This is a genomic window from Mesorhizobium erdmanii (assembly GCF_013170725.1).
GTDB lineage: Bacteria > Pseudomonadota > Alphaproteobacteria > Rhizobiales > Rhizobiaceae > Mesorhizobium > Mesorhizobium erdmanii.
The window spans coordinates 1,326,730-1,342,655 of the sequence record NZ_CP033361.1; the positions used below are offsets into that span (position 1 = coordinate 1,326,730).

19 protein-coding genes are annotated in these 15,926 nt (G+C 63.3%); 12 read left to right on the forward strand and 7 right to left on the reverse strand.

Annotation, left to right across the window (positions count from 1 at the left end):
* Window positions 1–95 precede the first annotated feature (95 nt).
* The 5 genes from EB233_RS06350 to EB233_RS06370 form a co-directional block, all read right to left on the reverse strand.
* On the reverse strand, window positions 96–896 hold the full coding sequence (locus EB233_RS06350; protein WP_027055534.1) for an inositol monophosphatase family protein: 801 nt from the start codon (window positions 894–896) through the stop codon (window positions 96–98).
* Window positions 897–1,028: 132 nt separating this feature from the next.
* Window positions 1,029–1,595, reverse strand: a complete 567-nt coding sequence (gene efp / locus EB233_RS06355; protein ID WP_019861758.1) for an elongation factor P — start codon at window positions 1,593–1,595, stop codon at window positions 1,029–1,031.
* A gap of 344 nt (window positions 1,596–1,939) precedes the next feature.
* Window positions 1,940–2,935, reverse strand: coding sequence for a tetratricopeptide repeat protein (locus tag EB233_RS06360; RefSeq protein ID WP_425487727.1), 996 nt, complete (start codon window positions 2,933–2,935; stop codon window positions 1,940–1,942).
* Between the two features lie 46 nt (window positions 2,936–2,981).
* Window positions 2,982–3,629 (reverse strand): thiamine phosphate synthase, encoded by a 648-nt coding sequence (locus EB233_RS06365; protein ID WP_064991203.1) that lies wholly within the window; start codon window positions 3,627–3,629, stop codon window positions 2,982–2,984.
* Between the two features lie 158 nt (window positions 3,630–3,787).
* Window positions 3,788–4,672, reverse strand: a complete 885-nt coding sequence (locus tag EB233_RS06370) for a DMT family transporter (RefSeq protein WP_064991204.1) — start codon at window positions 4,670–4,672, stop codon at window positions 3,788–3,790.
* A 132-nt stretch (window positions 4,673–4,804) separates the two neighbouring features.
* On the opposite strand from EB233_RS06370, the gene EB233_RS06375 reads away from it, so the two are divergent.
* From EB233_RS06375 to EB233_RS06385, 3 genes are all read left to right on the forward strand, one after another.
* Window positions 4,805–5,263 carry an Lrp/AsnC family transcriptional regulator gene (locus tag EB233_RS06375; protein ID WP_027055538.1) on the forward strand — a complete coding sequence of 153 codons (459 nt, stop codon included), beginning with the start codon at window positions 4,805–4,807 and terminating at the stop codon, window positions 5,261–5,263.
* 80 nt (window positions 5,264–5,343) lie between these two features.
* Entirely contained in the window at window positions 5,344–6,072 is a 729-nt protein-coding gene (locus EB233_RS06380; RefSeq protein ID WP_064991205.1) for a class I SAM-dependent methyltransferase, read from the forward strand.
* Window positions 6,073–6,188: 116 nt separating this feature from the next.
* Window positions 6,189–6,959, forward strand: coding sequence for a sulfite exporter TauE/SafE family protein (locus EB233_RS06385; RefSeq protein ID WP_064991206.1), 771 nt, complete (start codon window positions 6,189–6,191; stop codon window positions 6,957–6,959).
* Between the two features lie 32 nt (window positions 6,960–6,991).
* On the opposite strand, the gene EB233_RS06390 is transcribed toward EB233_RS06385, so the two are convergent.
* A complete protein-coding gene (locus EB233_RS06390) occupies window positions 6,992–7,543 on the reverse strand; it encodes a DUF2269 family protein (protein ID WP_027055541.1) in 552 nt (183 codons plus the stop codon).
* Between the two features lie 334 nt (window positions 7,544–7,877).
* On the opposite strand from EB233_RS06390, the gene EB233_RS06395 reads away from it, so the two are divergent.
* The 6 genes from EB233_RS06395 (at window position 7,878) to EB233_RS06420 (ending at window position 12,555) form a co-directional block, all read left to right on the forward strand.
* Window positions 7,878–8,258: a hypothetical protein gene (locus tag EB233_RS06395; RefSeq protein ID WP_064991207.1), complete on the forward strand. Its 381-nt coding sequence runs from the start codon at window positions 7,878–7,880 to the stop codon at window positions 8,256–8,258.
* A gap of 383 nt (window positions 8,259–8,641) precedes the next feature.
* Entirely contained in the window at window positions 8,642–9,175 is a 534-nt protein-coding gene (rcdA, locus tag EB233_RS06400) for a protease adaptor protein RcdA (protein WP_027055543.1), read from the forward strand.
* 94 nt (window positions 9,176–9,269) lie between these two features.
* Entirely contained in the window at window positions 9,270–9,782 is a 513-nt protein-coding gene (gene ruvC / locus EB233_RS06405; protein WP_064991208.1) for a crossover junction endodeoxyribonuclease RuvC, read from the forward strand.
* Between the two features lie 13 nt (window positions 9,783–9,795).
* Window positions 9,796–10,416, forward strand: coding sequence for a Holliday junction branch migration protein RuvA (ruvA, locus tag EB233_RS06410; RefSeq protein WP_064991209.1), 621 nt, complete (start codon window positions 9,796–9,798; stop codon window positions 10,414–10,416).
* 43 nt (window positions 10,417–10,459) lie between these two features.
* Window positions 10,460–11,497 (forward strand): Holliday junction branch migration DNA helicase RuvB, encoded by a 1,038-nt coding sequence (gene ruvB, locus EB233_RS06415; protein ID WP_064991210.1) that lies wholly within the window; start codon window positions 10,460–10,462, stop codon window positions 11,495–11,497.
* A 161-nt stretch (window positions 11,498–11,658) separates the two neighbouring features.
* On the forward strand, window positions 11,659–12,555 hold the full coding sequence (locus EB233_RS06420; protein WP_064991211.1) for a metallophosphoesterase: 897 nt from the start codon (window positions 11,659–11,661) through the stop codon (window positions 12,553–12,555).
* A gap of 5 nt (window positions 12,556–12,560) precedes the next feature.
* Here the strand turns inward: EB233_RS06420 and EB233_RS06425 are convergent, their stop codons facing one another.
* On the reverse strand, window positions 12,561–13,811 hold the full coding sequence (locus EB233_RS06425; protein WP_064991212.1) for a glycoside hydrolase family 5 protein: 1,251 nt from the start codon (window positions 13,809–13,811) through the stop codon (window positions 12,561–12,563).
* A 158-nt stretch (window positions 13,812–13,969) separates the two neighbouring features.
* On the opposite strand from EB233_RS06425, the gene ybgC reads away from it, so the two are divergent.
* From ybgC to tolR, 3 genes are all read left to right on the forward strand, one after another.
* Window positions 13,970–14,440: a tol-pal system-associated acyl-CoA thioesterase gene (ybgC, locus tag EB233_RS06430; protein ID WP_027055549.1), complete on the forward strand. Its 471-nt coding sequence runs from the start codon at window positions 13,970–13,972 to the stop codon at window positions 14,438–14,440.
* Between the two features lie 306 nt (window positions 14,441–14,746).
* Window positions 14,747–15,457 (forward strand): protein TolQ, encoded by a 711-nt coding sequence (gene tolQ / locus EB233_RS06435; protein ID WP_064991213.1) that lies wholly within the window; start codon window positions 14,747–14,749, stop codon window positions 15,455–15,457.
* 9 nt (window positions 15,458–15,466) lie between these two features.
* The gene (gene tolR, locus EB233_RS06440; protein WP_064991214.1) at window positions 15,467–15,922 is read left to right on the forward strand and encodes a protein TolR; all 456 of its coding nucleotides are present in this window, start codon (window positions 15,467–15,469) and stop codon (window positions 15,920–15,922) included.
* The last annotated feature ends 4 nt before the right edge of the window (window positions 15,923–15,926 follow it).

The window sequence follows — 15,926 nt, forward strand, 5'->3', positions numbered from 1 at the left end:
GGTGGCGGTTTTGCGACTGCGGCCGTTCAGCTCGGGGGGGCGTCTGTCTCTGCAGAATTCCAGGAAAACCGCTTCGCGCCTTTCCTGGAATCGGTTCAGCGTGGCGCCAGCGGCTTCTTCACCGTCTTCAGCAGCGCACGCTGGATGATTTCGTTGCCGGCGACGACCGAGCCGTTGTCCAGCATGTCCTGCCCGCCATCCATGTCGGAGACGAAGCCGCCGGCTTCGCGGATCAGCAGGAGGCCGGCGGCGATGTCCCAGGCGGAGAGGCCGATTTCCCAAAAACCGTCCATGCGGCCGGCGGCGACATAGGCGAGATCGAGCGAGGCCGAGCCAAGGCGCCTGACGCCGGACACCTCGGCCATGACATGGCGCAACTCGATGAGGAAATTGCCGTGCTGGCCACGTCCCAGATGCGGTACGCCGCAGCCGATGACGGCGTCGACGAGCTTGGTGCGGCCGGCGACGCGCAGACGGCGATCATTCATGAAGGCGCCGCCGCCGCGTTCGACGGTGTAGAGTTCGTCCATGGCCGGATTGTAGATGACGCCGGCAACGATCTGGCCCTGGCGCTCCAGCGCGATCGAGACGGCGAAAAGCGGAATTCCGTGGAGGAAATTGGTGGTGCCGTCGAGCGGGTCGACGATCCAGCGGTGCTGGCTGTCGTCGCCGGCGACCGTGCCCCGCTCTTCCATCAGGAAGCCGTAGCCTGGGCGCGCCTTCGACAGTTCGGCGAAGACGATGTCCTCGGCCTTGCGGTCGGCCTGGCTGACATAGTCGCCCGGACCCTTCATCGAGACTTGCAGGTTCTGGACCTCGCCGAAGTCGCGCGACAGCGATCGGCCGGCCTTCATAGCGGCCTGGACCATGACGTTGAGAAGGGCTGAGCGTGCCATATCGTTGAAACTCCAAAAGCCTGGGGCGGATCAACTCAAATTGGATCGCGACCCTGCCTCATCTGCTTGTCTTTGCACGCATGATCCTGTCCGAAAAGTCTGCTGCGCTGACCTTCGGTTCGGGATCATGCTCTAGTCGGCGCGGCGTACGTAAGTGATTTCGTTGGTGTCGACGATGATGCGTTCGCCGGCGCCGATGAAGGGCGGAACCAGGACGCGGATGCCGTTCTCAAGCACCGCCGGCTTGTAGGAGGATGCCGCCGTCTGACCCTTCACCACCGGGTCGGCCTCGGTGATTGTCAGCGTCACATAATCGGGCAGCGAGATGCCGATCGGCCGCTCTTCATAGAGCTGGACCGTTACCATCATGCCGTCCTGCAGGAAGGCGGCGCGGTCGCCGACGAAATCCTTGTTCAGTTCGAGTTGCTCGTAGCTTTGGGTGTCCATGAACACCAGCGCGTCGTCCTGCTCGTAGAGGAAGGAAAAATCCTTCAGGTCGAGGCGGATCTGTTCGACGGTCTCGGCCGAGCGGAAGCGCTCGTTGAGCTTGGTGCCGTTGATGAGGTTCTTCAATTCGACCTGGTTGTAGGCGCCGCCCTTGCCGGGCTTGACGGTGTTGGTCCTGACCGCCACCCAGAGGCCGCCATCGTGCTCGATGACATAGCCGGGACGGATTTCGTTGCCATTGATCTTGGCCATGATGATGGGATCCGGAATGAGATTTTCGCCTGGACAAGCGATTTAGGGGCTCCAAGACCACAAATTGCCCGGAGAGGCAAGGGACGCCGGATCGGCTTCAGCCGGCTAGCCGGCATCAGGCCTCGATCCTGACGGCCTCGCCGACGGCCTTTGCAATGGCCTCCGCGACCTTTGCCAGCCGGTTGAGGTGCGGAGAGCGCAGTGCCGCCACCTGGAATGAGAGATCGACATCCGCAAGAGCGATGCCATCAGGAAGCAAAGCGGTGACGCGTCATTATCTTGAGCACGGCTCGTCGTTAGGCAAGGTCTTTCTTGACCACATGCGGGTAGTCCAGCAATCGCCATCAGGGCAGGCGGTTCGCCTTCTGCAGGGCCTGCTTGGTCTGGTCGTCGCTCAGTCCCTGCAGGAAATCGTCCATGTCGGAGTCGATGAGACCGGCGCGGCGGGCAACGATGTACCAGGCGCCGGCGAGCACCAGGTCCGGATCGGTGCCGATGCCTTGCATATAGAGCTTTGCCAGGCGGTTCTGGGCGGCGACGTTGCCGCCTTCGGCTGCTTGCCTCGTCCAACCGAACGCAGATTTCAGGTCACGGGCGCCGCCGCGGCCCTCGATCATCCAGGCGGCGAGATCGATCTGCGCCGTGTCGTAGTTCTGCCGTGCGGCCTGCGCCAGAAAGCGCCTTGCCTGCGCATCGTCGCGAGGCTTGCCGGCGACGCCGTTGGCGTAGATCTGGGACATGGCGTACTGGGCGTCGGGAAGGCCGGTCGCGGCGGCGCGCTCGTAGTACGAGACCGCCTTGGTCAGACCGGTGTCGCCGGGATCTTGCTGGACCAGCATCTGCGCAAAATTGAACTGCGCCAGCTGGTTGCCTGCTTCGGCGGCGGCCTGCATCAGCGCGTAGGCCTCTTTCGTGTCTTTCTTGACGTAACGGCCATCGAGCAGCATCAGCGCGTACTGGAACTGCGCCTCCGGTACGCCCTGTTCGGCGGCAAGCGCATACCATTTCGCCGCTTCCGCCGCGTTCAACGGCACGCCCAGCCCGCGCGACAGGATCTCGGCCACCAAAGTCTGCGCCGCCGAATCGCCATTCTGGGCGCGGGGCAGCGCCAGATTGTAGGCCGTCTTGTAGAGACCGCGCTGGAAGGCGCCATAGGCGGCGTCCGCCGGCTTGGCGCCGAAGCGGTCGGGATTGATGCTGTCGGCCGAGGGCAGCGGTGCGGGTTCCGCCGTGGTGGCAGGCTGCGGCAGCTGCTTGTCGATCGGCTTGTCGGTGTGCACGCCGATTTCAGGCTTGGGCTGTGGCAAGGGCATGGTTTCGGCGGCGGCGGCCTGAATCATGGCCGCTGCAAGCAAGGCCTGGAGGGGAAGCCTCACCGGAGCCACATCAGTCCTCGAAGCGCGGCGCGGTCTCGTCGAGCAGCGCGTTGGCCTGGACTATCGCTGCCCGCGGATCGACGCCATCGGCGAAGACCGCGCTCGACAGCGCGACGAACTCCGCGCCGGTGGCGGCGACGTCCTCGATGGAAGCCAGATCGGACCCGGCCATGACGATGCAGGGGATCTGGATCATATCGGCCCACCATCGCCCCAGCGACAGGTTGCGCGGGTGCGGTTCGGGCTTGTTGTCGTAGCCGAAGCGGCCGAAGAAGATGTAGTCGGGCCGCGTCTCGCCAAGCTCGAGCGCGTCGTCACGTGTCTTGGCGCCGCCGGCGCCGACCATCATTTTCGCCTGGAAATGCTCGATCGTCTCGGCGAGTTCGGCCTTGGAGACCTCGACGTGGATACCATCGGCCTGGACGCGGCCCGCGATGCGGGTGTCGCCGGCAATGACCACGGCGACGCCCGCGGCCTGCGCCGCCGGCACGATCTGTTCGGCAAAGGCCTGGAAGGAGGCCTCGTCCATGCCATTCTCGGGCAGGATCAGCGAGGCGACGTCGCCGCCGTCGAATGCGGTGGCGATGCGGGCGGCCGGCACGCCGGACGGCGCGATCAGCACGATGCGGCAGCGATTTGGGGGTGTGGCGTCGTTCATGGCTCTTCGATCCCGGGTTTCGCCTATGCCGGGCGAAGATGGTTGGATTGCGGCATAGAACAAACTGCCGGGATTGAACAGGCGTCAGCTGTCAGGCGCCATCAGGTGGTACGGAGGCCATTGCGGGCTTTCATGACGCTGTCGAGCTTTCGAGAGCGCTATGCCGGCACTTTCGACTTCCACAGCGACCAGCCGAGATTCATGCCGGCCGCTGCCGTCAGGATCAGTGCGGCGCCGGCGACCTGGCTGAGATGCAGCCGATGGCCGAAGGCAACGACGTCGACCAGGATGGCAACGACCGGATAGATGAAGGACAGCGACCCCTGCAAATGCGTCGGCAGCTTCTGGATGGCGCCGTACATCAATATGTACATCAGGCCGGTGTGGACAATGCCGAGCGTTGCCAGCATGGCCCAGCTCCCGGTGTCGGCCGGAAGATGCGAGAGACTGGCGAAGGGCGCCAGCATGACGACGCCAACGCAAACCTGGATGAGCGCGATCAAATGTGGCGGCGTGCCCTTGAGCTTCTTGGTGACGATGGCCGCGACGGCCCAGAAGAAGGCGGCGGCCAGCGCCATCAGGATACCGGCAAAATAGTTGGTGCCGACGTTGCCGGCGTCAGGGGCGGCCTCGACGATCAGCACCATGCCGGCGAAGGCTATCATCAGCCATGCCAGCTTGGTCATGGTCAGCCGCTCGGCGAAGAAGACCGCGCCGAAGCCGACCAGCATGAAGGGCTGCGTGTTGTAGACGGCGGTGGCGATCGAGATCGATGCGCGCGAGAAGGCACTGAAGAGCAGGACCCAGTTGACGACGATGGCGGCGCCGCCAAGCGCGGCGAGACCGATGACGCGCAAAGACAGCCTGTCGCGCAGCAAGCCGAGCGAAGCGCAGATGACGAGCAGCGTGACCGCGCCGAACGCGCAGCGCCAGAACACCACATCCATGATAGGCTGGCCGGACATGACGACGAACCATCCGATGGTGCCCAGGATCGCCATTGCGGCCGACATTTCGACCGTGCCGCGTACCGCATCGCTCATGATGGACCTCTCAACCCGTTGAGGCGGCATGATCTCATGCGATATGGGCGCTTTCTATCTCGCGGGGACGGCGATATAGAGATATTACCTAATTATATTAGGCGTCTTCCGTGAATCTATGAGAAATCTGAAATGCTGGACGATCTCGACCGAAATCTTCTTGAAATCCTGGTGAGGGATGCACGGACCTCGCTTAAGGAGCTGGCCGCCCAGGTCGGACTGTCGTCGCCAAGCGTTTCGGAGCGGCTGCGGCGGCTCGAGGAGCGTGGCGTCATCCGATCGTTCACGGTCGAGATCGATCCGCTGGCACTCGGCTATACGCTGCAGGCGATCGTGCGCATCAAGCCCCTGCCGGGCAAGCTGCACATCGTGCAGAAGCTGATCGAGGAGATCGCCGAGTTTGGCGAGTGCGACAAGGTGACGGGCGACGACTGTTTCATCGCCCGCCTGTTCGTTCGCTCGATCGGCGACCTCGACGGCATTCTCGACCGCATCGCCGACAAGGCCGAGACCAGCACCGCCATCATCAAGGCGCAGCCGATCCGGCGGCGGCCGCCTCCCCTCGCGGCACCATCCTCATCATCGTCTTGACTGCGCATGGCTGCGGTGGAAATGCGTGACCGGCCCACCAAATGTCAGTCCGCCGGAGATGGCTGAGAGACGAGGAAGACATGGCACAGAATATCTATGACCAGCCGGAATTCTTCGCGGGCTATAGCCAGCTTGGCCGGTCGGTCGAAGGCCTGGAAGGTGCTGCCGAATGGCCGGCGTTGCGCGCGATGCTGCCTGATGTCGGCGGTTCGCGCATCGTCGATCTCGGCTGCGGCTTCGGCTGGTTCTGCCGCTGGGCGCATGAACACGGGGCAAGGCACGTCCTCGGGCTGGACCTGTCGGAAAAGATGCTGGGCCGGGCGAAGGCCGCCGGCCCGGACACCGGCATCGTCTATGAACGCGCCGACCTCGACCGGCTCGGCTTGCCGCAAGGCGGGTTCGACCTCGCCTACAGCTCGCTTGCCCTGCATTACGTCGAGGACGTCGAGCGGCTGTTCAGGACGGTGCATCTGGCGCTGTCGCCCGGCGGGCATTTCGTCTTCTCGACCGAACATCCGATCTACATGGCGCCGACCAGGCCCGGCTGGGTGATCGAAGCCGAAGGCCGCAGGACATGGCCTGTCGACCGCTATCTGGTGGAAGGCCCGCGCAAGACCGACTGGCTGGCCAAGGGTGTGGTGAAATATCACCGCACCATCGGCACCACGCTCAACACACTGATCCGATCCGGCTTCGCGATCGAACATGTCGAGGAATTCCGTCCAACGGACGCCCAGATCGCGGCCCGACCAGATCTGGCGGAAGAACTTGAGCGGCCGATGTTCCTGCTGGTGTCGGCCCAGCGATAGGAACGGGCCGAACATTGCCGGAGGGTGGGCAACCAGTCCGGATTTTCAGTCGCCCGAGGCGCAATTCTGGGCTATTCAGGCGTTGACGTGCTTTCCCTCCGGACCAATCCCTCCCCATGTCAGGCCTGCTTCTCGATCCGTGGTTCTACGCGGCCGCCATTCCGGCGGTCATTCTGGTTGGCCTGTCCAAGGGCGGGTTTGGCGGCGCTGTCGGTTTCGTCGGCGTGCCGCTGATGGCCCTGACCATGCCGCCGGTGCAGGCGGCGGCTATCCTGCTGCCGATCCTGTGCCTAATGGACATCGTCTCGGTGTGGACGTGGTGGGGCGTGTATGACCGCAAGATGCTGGTCGACATGATGCCGGGCGCGGTCATCGGCATCGGCCTCGGCTGGCTGACGGCGGCACTGGTCACCGAGGAGGCGGTGCGGCTGATCGTCGGCGCCGTCGCCATCATCTTCGTGCTGCGCTGGCTCTATCTTCAGTTCCGCCACGGCTCCGACCATGCCGCCGAACCCAATCGGGTGGCTGCCGCAATATGGGGCACGGTCGCCGGGTTCACCAGCTTCGTCGCCCATGTCGGCGGCCCGCCCTTCCAGGTCTATGCCTTGCCGATCCGCCTCGACCCCAAGGTGCTGTCGGGTACGGCCGCGATCTTCTTCGCCGCGACCAATGCCTTGAAGCTCATCCCCTATTTCGCGCTCGGCCAGTTCGACACTGCCAATCTGACGGCGTCGGCCGTGCTGATGCCGCTGGCGCCGCTGTCGACCATCGCCGGCGCCTGGCTGGTGCGGCGCATGCGGCCTGAGATCTTTTATCCCTTCACCTACGCGACCGTGGCGGTCGTGGCGCTGAAGCTTTTGTGGGATGGCATTGCCGGCCTGCTATAACAGGCCGGCAACTTTGCTCTGCCGCCAAAGCGTCAGGCGGCGCTTTCCACCAGCCGGCGGCTGCCGCCGAAGGCCAGCGTGGCGCCAACCACAAGGACGAGCAACATGCCGGCGAGGATGCCGAAATCATGCGTGGTCGGCTTGAGCACCATGTCGGCGACGATTACCAGCATCACCGCATAGTCGAAGCGCGCCGCGCTCATCATGCGCTGGCCAATGGCAAGCACGGAAGGTGTCACGCCCTCCTTGGCGATCATCGCGCCCATGCGCTCGCCAGTCGGCTTGAAGATGAACATGCCGATCGAGAATGTCGTGGCGTAGCCGACCAGGCCGATGATGATCCACAGGTCGGAGAAGCCGACCCAGAAGCCGCACATGATGAGGCCGAAGAGCAAGGTGAGCATCGACATCGGCGCGAAGAAATACCCGCCCAGCTGTCCGCTGGCACGCATCGCCTGCAGCTTGTCCTCGATATTGCCGGCGCGTTCGGCAAGCACGCCGAGCAGGAACAGCACGAAGCCGCCGCCGACCCACAAAGTGGCCGAGACGATGTGGAGGAATTTGACGATTGAGTACCAGTCCATGGGTTGCTCCCGAGGTGTTTCGAGTAGGTTTGCGGTGGAGCGGGCCTGCGCCAGCCGCGATAGGAGCGGGCCTTTAGCGCGATGCGTGTTTCGGAACGATGTCGCGAAAAAACGGCTCTGTTTCGGCTGGTTTTTGCCGTGCAAAACCTGCAACCAACGCAGATGCCCAGCTTCGTTCTCTGCTAATGTACAACGTGTCGGGAGGGTCGGCGTGACATCGTGCGGAAACACCGCCGATGCTGGTGCGCCGAGGCCGGGAGCCCGGTGGCGACTGAAATCGCCTGACGATCAACCCATTCCCGAAAACGGGAAATGGCAACTCGAGGTGACAAGCATGCAAGGGGTAGCACGGAATTTCTTTACGCTGGCCATCATCTACGCGCTGTGCGGCATGGCGCTCGGCATCCACATGGCTATGAGCGAAGACCACGGCCAGATGCCGACTCACGCCCACACCATGGTGGCCGGCTGGCTGATGTCGGCGGTCTTTGCCTTCTTCTATCATCTGTTTCCGGCCGTCGGGCAAAAGATGATCGCCGTCGTTCATTTCTGGCTGACGGCGGTCAGCGGGATCGGGCTTATGATCGGCCTCTACGTGCTGCTTTCCGGCCATCCGGCAATCGAGCCGCTGCTGGGAATTGCTTCGATCGGTTTCTATGCAGGCATGCTGCTGTTTGCCTTCATCGCCCTGCCGGTGGTCTGGAAAAAGGCCTGACCCGGGTGCCGAGAGGGCTCCTGGGACTGTGCTGTTACGGCACAGGAATGGGGCGTTCGGTTAAAAAACATCGGTGCCGTTAAAGGTTCATTAAGCTTTACAGGTGTTTACTATGCGCATCCAGTGATCTGGATTCTTACCGAGTGGTTGGAGCCACTTTGTTTGACGCCTCCCTGTTAAACTCCTGAGAGCCGCCTTATCCGCGGCTCTTTTTTTGTCCGCATTCCGGTGGCACGCCGGGCGCCGGTCCGCTGTTAACCTTCTGTTAAACATGTGCTTGCCTTCACCCCCGGCGAAGCGCATTTTCGAGCTTCAGTCATATAGGGTGCCGGGTGTATCGGCAGTGAGCCGAATCGGCCGGTTGCAAGTGCAGGGGCGTATCAATGAACGAGCCTTCGAAGGGCAGTGCGAAAACCGTCAAGCTGGCGGAGCGCCGGGTTTTTTCGCACTCCTTCAAACCGCTTTACCAGGAGGGTATGGGGCTGGTCGAACAGGCGGCTGAATATCTCGACGGCAAGGGTCGCGCCGAGGCCAAGAAACTGTCGCGGCTGGCGGCCACGCTCTACGCGGCCGAATCGATGCGGCTGACGACCAGGCTGATGCAGGTTGCTTCCTGGCTGCTTTTGCAGCGCGCGGCCAATTCCGGCGAGATGACCCGCGACCAGGTGGCGTCGGAAAAGTCCAAGGTGCGCCTTGACACCGCTTCCGCGCATGACGAAGCCGCCGGCTGGGCCGAACTGCCCGAGGACTTCCTCGACCTCGTCAACCGCTCGCTTCGCCTGCAGGCGCTGGTGCGTCGCATGGACGACGAGATCTATGGTGCCGGTGCCGTGGTCGACATGCAGCCAGTGAGCCGCCGGCTCAATCCGGTCTCCGACCAGATCAGCCTGCTGAATACGGCGTTCGCCCGCAACTAGGCAGCTTCGGAATATTCCAGCTCCATAGGTTGCTGTTTCTGGTTTGTTCACATTTCGCTGGCATCGCTGTTCGCCCAAGGGGTAGGGTGACAGGATGGGGGACGCGATTCGCATCATTGGCATCGATCCGGGGCTCAGGCGCACCGGCTGGGGCATCGTCGAGAGCCTCGGCAATTCCTTGCGCTTCGTCGCGTCCGGCACCGTACGTTCCGAAGACAAGGCGGCGCTGGCAACGCGGCTGTGCCAATTGCATGATGGGCTTGCCGAAGTCCTGCATGCGGCAATGCCACATGAGGCCGCCGTCGAGCAGACCTTCGTCAACAAGGATGCGGTGGCGACGCTGAAGCTCGGCCAGGCGCGCGGCATCGCCATGCTGGTGCCGGCGCGCGCCGGCCTGGTCGTCGCCGAATACGCGCCCAACGCGGTGAAGAAGGCCGTCATCGGCGTTGGCCACGGCGACAAGAAACAGATCCACATGATGGTGAAGGTGCTGCTGCCAAAAGCCATCTTCGATACCGAACATGCCGCCGATGCGCTGGCCATCGCGATCTGCCATGCGCATCATCGGCAGAGCGCGGCCTATCGGATGGCGGCATTGGCGTCATGAGGGGCTGTCGGAAATGATCGGCAAACTTAGGGGTACGCTCGACGAGATCGACGAGGATCACTGCCTCGTCGATATCCACGGCGTCGGTTATGTCGCCTATTGCTCGGCGCGCACGCTGGCCGCACTCCCTTCACCCGGCGAGGCGGTGGTGCTGTTCATCGAGACCTATGTGCGCGAGGACATGATCCGGCTCTACGGTTTCCAGTCGGCGCTGGAACGCGAATGGTTCCGGCTGTTGATGAGCAATGTGCAGGGCGTCGGCGCCAAGGTGGCGCTGGCCATCCTGTCGACGCTGGCGCCGGCCGACCTCGCCAATGCGATCGCGCTGCGCGACATCGCCATGGTTTCGCGCGCGCCCGGCGTCGGCAAGAAAGTGGCCGAGCGCATCGTCACCGAGTTGAAGAACAAGGCGCCGGCCTATGCGGGTTCGGCCTCCGGCACGATCGGGCTGAAGCAGGAGCTTGGCGAAGGCGTGGCAGCCGCGCCGATCACCGACGCCGTCTCGGCGCTGGTCAATCTCGGCTATTCGCGCGATACCGCCGCCAATGCGGTTGCGGCGGCGCTGAAGACGGCGGGCGAGGACGCGGATGCCTCGAAGCTGATCCGCTTCGGGTTGAAGGAACTGGCGCGGTGAGGGCTCGCTTGTCCGGTTCCGTGCCATATGCAAGGAAGACAGCATGAGCCTGTCGCCCCGCCTCATTGCTCCCGAAAAACGCGGCGAGGATGCCGAGCAGACCTTGCGGCCGCAGACGCTCGACGATTTTGTCGGCCAGGCGGCGGTGCGTGCCAATCTCAAAGTGTTCATCGAGGCGGCCAAGGGCCGCAACGAGGCGCTCGACCACGTGCTGTTCGTCGGGCCGCCGGGGTTGGGCAAGACGACGCTGGCGCAGATCATGGCGCGCGAACTCGGCGTCAACTTCCGCTCGACCTCAGGCCCGGTCATCGCCAAGGCCGGCGATCTGGCGGCACTGCTCACCAATCTCGAGGAAGGCGATGTGCTGTTCATCGACGAGATTCACCGGCTGAATCCGGCGGTCGAGGAAATCCTCTATCCGGCGATGGAGGATTTCCAGCTCGACCTGATCATCGGAGAAGGACCGGCGGCGCGTTCGGTAAAGATCGATCTTGCCCGTTTCACGCTGGTCGCCGCCACCACGCGGCTTGGCCTGCTCACCAATCCGCTGCGAGACCGTTTCGGCATTCCGGTGCGGCTCAATTTCTACACGGTCGAGGAGTTGGAGCAGATCGTGCGGCGCGGCGCACGCATCCTGCAAATGCCGCTCGGCGACGACGGCGCGCTGGAGATCGCGCGGCGCGCGCGTGGCACGCCGCGCATCGCCGGACGGCTGCTCCGTCGCGTACGCGATTTCGCCTCGGTCGCCGGCGACGGTCATGTCGACCGTCTCGTCGCCGACGAGGCGTTGACCCGGCTGGAAGTCGATGCGCTTGGCCTCGACGCGCTCGACCGCCGTTATCTCAGCATGATCGCGCGCAATTTCGGCGGCGGGCCGGTCGGCATCGAGACGATCGCCGCCGGCCTCTCGGAACCGCGTGACGCCATCGAGGACATCATCGAGCCCTATCTGATCCAGCAGGGGTTCATCCAGCGCACGCCGCGCGGACGCATGCTGACGGCCAATGCCTGGCGCCATCTCGGCCTCGACGCGCCCAAGGACCTGGCGCAGCAGCAGATCAATCTGTTCCAGGAAGAATAGCAGCCAAGGGATCGGGCGCGGGTTCCCGGACCGGCGATCAAGCATCAGTGAACGGGCCTGCGCAAAATCTACTCGTCTTTGCCGATTTGCTGGCGCAATCGTGGATTTTATCGGCGCTTGTCTCGCGGCATGCCGCCGCGATCCATGGGCCGGGCCATAGAATGATAAGCAGACGCGGATTCCTGCGCTTTATTGGCGGGTCGTTCCTGACGGCCGCCGCGCTCGGCGCTTATGCGGTCGGCATCGAGCCGATGCTTTTGACGCATGTGAAGCGCTACGCATTGACGCCGCCGCACTGGCCCGACGGCCTGAAGCTGCGCGTCGTGGCCCTTGCCGACATTCATGCCTGCCGGCCTTGGATGACACCGGACCGGATTGCCTCGCTTGTCCAGCATGCGAATGCGCTGCAACCGGACGTGATCGTGCTGCTTGGCGACTATATCTCCGGCATGCCCATGGTGACGGGGCCGGTGACGCCATCGCAATGGGCATCGGCGCTGTCGGGCCTCAAGGCGCCGCTCGGCGTGCTGTCGATCCTCGGCAATCACGACTGGTGGCACGACGGCTTCGCGCAGCGGGCCGGTGCCGGCCCGACGATCGCGCGCAAGGCCTTGGAGAAGGTCGGCATCTCGGTGCTGGAGAACGATGTCGTGCGCCTGGAGAAGGATGGCCACGGCGTGTGGATCGCCGGGCTGGCCGACCAACAGGCCCTGCTGCCGACCGCGGAACGTCCCGGATTGACGGGGCTGGATGATCTCGACGGCACGCTGGCGAAGGTCGGCGACACCGCGCCTGTCATCCTGCTCGCCCATGAGCCCGACATTTTCGCCACCGTGCCGCGGCGGGTCTCGCTGACCCTGTCCGGCCACACCCATGGCGGGCAGGTGCGGCTGTTCGGCTATTCGCCCGTCGTGCCGTCGCGCTACGGCAATCGTTACGCCTATGGCCATGTCGTCGAGAACGACCGTAATCTGATCGTCTCAGGCGGGCTCGGCTTCAGCATCATGCCGGTGCGTTTCGGCATGCGGCCGGAGATCCTGCAGATTGATCTCGGTTGATTGCTTCAGGGAAGCGAGCGGATCACGTCCATCACATCCGGCTCGGCCTTGTCGCCGTTGAAGGCATCGACGATACCGAAGGCGCCGCCATAGCTCCACACCGACCAGGAGAAGCCGTGCGCCTCGGCGCGCCCGATCATGTCCCTGACATAGGCAGCACGATACCGCGCCGGCATCACAAAGGCATTGCCATATTCCTGGCGGATCATGCCGAATTCGCCGAGCGTGACGTTTTCGGACTTTATGCCGTTGGCCTTCGCCCACGCCTCGATCTTTTCGAACGGTGCATCCATGAGGCCGAGCAGCTTTTCGGGACTGTCCATGCTGGCGACCTGCTCGTCGAGATAGGCAAGCAGGCCGCTTTGCCGTGTCCACGGCGCCTCGGACTTGATGCGAGCGCGGATGGTGTCGAGCGTCACATCGAGCTGCGTCTTCGGCACCGAAGTCAACGGATAGGGCAAGCCGGTGACATAGGGGATGAAGTCGCCGGCCCAGGTCGCGCCCTGGTGGGTGAGCAGGAACGGGTCATAGGAATGGAAAGTCCAGATGACGTTGTCATCGGGGATCGCCCTGGGATCAATCTTCTCCAGGGATGATGCGGCGGAATAGCAGGCGCCGGTCAGCACCAGCGTCAGTTTCGTCGCCGACGATCGCGCCGCGGCGAACAGTTTGCGCTGGCGGTCCGGCCACAGATTGGTGCCGTCGCTGTCGCAATCGACGATCGGTTCGTTCATCATCTCGAAGGCGACTTTTTCGGGATCCTCGGCGGCCAGGGTGCGGGCCATCTTGCGCACCATGTCGACATAAAGGTCGAAGGTCCGCGGATCGTCCATCACTTGTGCCATGCCGATCTTACGACTGCCGCCGGCCGGGATCAGATGCATGTCGACGACCACCTTCAGGCCGGCGCGGTTGACGATGCGCACCGAGTCCAGCACGCTGGCATAGAGATCGTCCCGGAACGCCATTGTTTGGTCGGACAGGAACGGCGACGGGTCGACAGGCATGCGCAGAAAATCGAAGCCCGCTTCCTTGAGCGCCTTGAGATCATCCTGATTGAGGAATCTGCGCCATTCCGGATAGGGCAGGATGGCTTTGGCGTCGCCCCACTGGTCCTCGCCGGGCCAGGTGACCCACTGGTCGAGATTGAGGCCGCGTTTCATGGTAAAAGTCGCAGCCTGGCCGGGGAACGCCAGGGCCACCAGCACGAACAGCGCCGCCATCAAACTCTTGATCATCGCCGTCAACAGTGCCATCCGATGTCAAATCAGGATGCCGTTTGGGTTGCGCCGTCATCCTGATCTATTTCTGTCTGGAGCATGGTCTTTTCCAAAAAGCGGTTTCTACTTTTCGGGATCATGCTTCAGGTCACGCGCAAAACAGGTGCCTTGCCGCGACGGAAAAAGGAAGCGCAATGGGCGATCATGGTGAATCGGCGACGCTGCTGGCCGGGCTTTCCGGCGCGCTGACGGCGTTCGGCCATCGGCTGATGGCGCGCGTCTACTATGCCGATACCGATTTCTCGGGCGTCGTCTACCACGCGCGCTATCTCGAATTCCTCGAGCGCGGCCGTTCCGACTATCTCAGGCTCACCGGCGTCCATCACACGGAACTCGCCGACGGCAAGCATGGCGAGAGAATAGTCTGGGTGGTGCGCCGCATGGAGATCGACTTCCGCAGCCCGGCTCGCATCGACGACATCCTGACCGTCGACACCCGCACCGACGAGATTTCGGGGGCACGCATTTTCATGGCACAGCAGCTCAAGCGCGGCGACGAGGTGCTGGTCGAGGCAAGGGTCGAGGCGGCGATCATCGGCGAGAATGGCCGGCCGAGGCGCTTTCCCAAGGAATGGGTGGCGGCGTTCATGCCTCGGGTGGGCTGATATTCAGGTGATACCGGCCTGACCCAAATCTCAACCCGCCCTGGCGTCGGGCTTGGATGATTGCTTGCAGTGCCCTGGGCGCGGCAATGCGCCGCGCCTTATTTACTAACCCATCCTTAACCATAACGGTTCATGAAGAGATTGGTGAAGATCGGCGCTATCCAGCGCCTTCCTTTGACCAATATTTGCCCTGAAAAGGCCGCTAACGGCTCGGTTTGGGGTGTCCGGTAGCTTCGTGCGAACCGACCACAAGGGATGCCATGGGCCAGCCGCCAGCTTCGCCCGGAAAATCTTAAGGACGTAACGATGGAAAATATCGCACTCGCCGAACCGGGCGCGCAATTGTCGATTTGGGCCCTGTTCATGCAGGCCAGCTGGGTGGTCAAGCTGGTCATGATCGGCCTGCTCTGCGCCTCGGTGTGGACCTGGGCGATCATCATCGACAAGCTGGTTGCCTATGGCCGCATGCGGCTGGCGCTGAACCGCTTCGAACAGGTCTTCTGGTCCGGGCAGTCGCTGGAAGAGCTCTACCGCACGCTCGCCGATCGCAAGACGACAGGCATGGGCGCCATTTTCGTCGCCGCCATGCGTGAGTGGAAGAAGAGCTTCGAGAAGGGCGCCAAGACGCCGCTTGGGCTGCAGACCCGCATCGACAAGGCCATGGACTTGGCACTGACCCGCGAGATGGAGAAGCTGGAGGGGCGTCTCGGCTTTCTTGCCACCACCGGTTCGGCCGCCCCTTTCATCGGCCTGTTTGGCACCGTCATCGGCATCATGACCTCGTTCCAGGCCATTGCCGGCTCCAAGAACACCAGCCTCGCGGTGGTCGCGCCCGGCATCGCCGAGGCGCTGCTGGCGACGGCCATAGGCCTGCTCGCCGCCATTCCCGCGGTCATCGCCTACAACAAGCTGTCATCGGATGCGAGCAAGCTCGCGGTGCGCATGGAAGGGTTCTCCGACGAGTTCTCCGCCATACTCTCGCGCCAAATCGATGAAAAAGTCGCGCCGAAGGCCTGAGGGACGATCATGGGAATGTCTGTAGGCGCAAGTGGTGGACGCGGCGGCCGAGGTCACAGGCGGCGCGGGCGCCACCATGCGCTGATGTCGGAGATCAACGTCACGCCGATGGTCGACGTCATGCTGGTGCTCCTGATCATCTTCATGGTCGCGGCACCGATGCTGACGGTCGGCGTGCCGATCGACCTGCCGGATACGCAGGCCAAGGCGATGAACGCCGACACGCAGCCGATCACCGTTTCGATCGATGCCACGGGCAAGATCTTCCTCCAGGAAACCGAGATCCCGATGGACGAGCTGGTAGCCAAGCTGCAGGCGATTTCGAAGACCGGGTACGAGGAGCGCATCTTCATCCGTGGCGACAAGTCGACCGACTACGGCACCGCGATGAAGGTCATGGCCCGCATTTCGGCCGCTGGCTACAAGAACATCGGCCTGGTTTCACTACAGGAACAGGATCAATAGACGC